Raw genomic sequence first — 1,949 nt, forward strand, 5'->3', positions numbered from 1 at the left:
TTTTTGAGCAACAGCTTGCCTTCTGCTAAAAGGCTGCTACTTTTAGCTGCACTGATTTTTTAGTCTAAACTACAGTTCTTAATTACCGATGCACAAAACGGTCATTATATGTGGATGAATCTGGGCTGGCAAAAGGGAGAACGCATTACCGGGATGACTGTCTACGTTAGGATTCGGGATGGCAAATTCTGGATTGAGGAAGACTGGACAGAAGATGGAATTGCAACAGATTTAGTGCGTGCAGGGGTTCCTAAAGAAGATATTGTATTGGCATTTCACGAGCCTGGAATGCGGCAGTACACGGATTTTGCAGTAGCTTCCTAGCGCTATCAAATATATTTTATAGGAGGAGACATGAATCCCCATAAGTTAGAAACAAAATTTGTAGTGTGGATCAACAATCAAGACTATCCAGCATCATTGGAAGTACGAAAAATCTACCAAATAATCCCGGATAATCGCGCTGGGGAACATCAATTGATCCGAGTGATTGATGAATCTGGCGAAGATTATTTGTATCCAGTTTCATATTTTGTACCCATCACATTGCCGCAAGCTGTAGCAGCCGTATTTGCCTAGTGTAAGTTCATCATTACAACAGAAGTAGAGGAAATAGAAATTTTACCAACTATAATTGAATTAATCTAAAATCCAAAATCTAAAATCCAAAATCGATAGATGGCTTACAGTAACTTTTCCCTCAGTGACTTAATCAAACAATTCGGCTTCACTCTCAAAGACAAAAACAACTTATTTGTCAATATCCCCGAAGTCGGATACAGCGAATATCTAGATTTCACCCTCAATTACAACCTCCGAATAGCCAGCGAAATCAACACAGAGAAAGCTCGTTCTGAAATGATTATCACCCCAATCTTACTAGAATTGAGGAGAATGCTAGACGATAAAATTAGCTTGTTTTCCGGTAAAGAGTTTAACGTAGACATAGAAAAAGGGCTGAATGGTGCTTGTGATTTTTTAATCAGCCTGTCTGAGTCTCAAATTGTAATTATGGCACCAGTCATTGCGATTGTTGAAGCTAAGAAAGAAGACTTAATCGGCGGTTTGGGGCAGTGTGCAGCCGAGATGTATGCAGCGCAATTGTTTAATCAAAAAGAAGGCAATCAAATTCCCATAATTTATGGTGTGATGACATCGGGCACTGTTTGGAGATTTCTTAAGTTAGAAGGTAATGCTTTAGATGTTGATGTTGCTGAGTATTACATTAAAGATGTAGGGAAAATTTTAGGGATTTTATCAAGTTTGCTGAAAGGAATGGCTTGATTGATAATGAGAACCAGACTTACGCACTCCGACCAAAGAAACCGGGTTTTTATTGAATCTTTCGGCTGGAACCACATATTGACGTAAAAAACCCGGTTTCTGAACCCCCATGCGTCCTGGACTATAGCTGTTTGTGTTATGATATATTGAAAAAGCAGATTTTTACTGAGAGGTGAATCAATGACAACATTAACATTCACATTAACTGACGATCAAGTAATTGAATTAGCTCAAGAATTACCCGATCGCAAAAAACACGAATTATTAAAACTATTGCTGATGCAGCCTTGGGAATCTTGGGCAAAGTTAACTCATGATGGCCCAGAAAAAGCGCGACAGGCTGCTGCCCAAAGGGGGAAAGACTGGGATGGAATGACAGAGGATGAACGGGAAGAATTCATTGATGAATTATTGCATGAGGACTAATGCTAAACAACCTAGTTGTATTTGATACAAACATCCTCATCTCTGCCGTTCTCTCACCTAATATAATAGTAGACAATCTGCAAAAAAAACTGATACAGAAACTCTTAGTCCCTCGATTAACAAAGGGCTAACTCTTGCTCCCCCCCTTACCAAGGGGGGGCTGGCTGACAGGTGTAGGTTTTTTACAACTAGGAGGAGTTACAAGCATAAAAGGCATCCACAGGAGTGTGAGGGAAGGA

The 1,949-nt window shown here is 39.9% G+C and carries 4 protein-coding genes; all 4 read left to right on the plus strand.

The annotated features are described in order from the left end of the window. Nucleotides 1–81: 81 nt before the first annotated feature. The 4 genes from QUA83_RS30310 to QUA83_RS30325 all read left to right on the plus strand — a co-directional run bounded on the left by QUA83_RS30310 (nucleotide 82) and on the right by QUA83_RS30325 (nucleotide 1,710). Nucleotides 82–324 (plus strand): XisI protein, encoded by a 243-nt coding sequence (locus QUA83_RS30310; RefSeq protein WP_333297914.1) that lies wholly within the window; start codon nucleotides 82–84, stop codon nucleotides 322–324. 30 nt (nucleotides 325–354) lie between these two features. Next, on the plus strand, nucleotides 355–579 hold the full coding sequence (locus QUA83_RS30315) for a hypothetical protein (RefSeq protein WP_333297910.1): 225 nt from the start codon (nucleotides 355–357) through the stop codon (nucleotides 577–579). A 99-nt stretch (nucleotides 580–678) separates the two neighbouring features. Next, complete coding sequence (locus tag QUA83_RS30320; protein WP_333264094.1) at nucleotides 679–1,284, plus strand: hypothetical protein; 606 nt, start codon at nucleotides 679–681, stop codon at nucleotides 1,282–1,284. Between the two features lie 180 nt (nucleotides 1,285–1,464). Beyond that, nucleotides 1,465–1,710 carry a hypothetical protein gene (locus tag QUA83_RS30325; protein ID WP_333297912.1) on the plus strand — a complete coding sequence of 82 codons (246 nt, stop codon included), beginning with the start codon at nucleotides 1,465–1,467 and terminating at the stop codon, nucleotides 1,708–1,710. The last annotated feature ends 239 nt before the right edge of the window (nucleotides 1,711–1,949 follow it).

The sequence above is a fragment of the Microcoleus sp. K1-B1 genome, assembly GCF_036704705.1.
Classification (GTDB): domain Bacteria; phylum Cyanobacteriota; class Cyanobacteriia; order Cyanobacteriales; family Microcoleaceae; genus Microcoleus.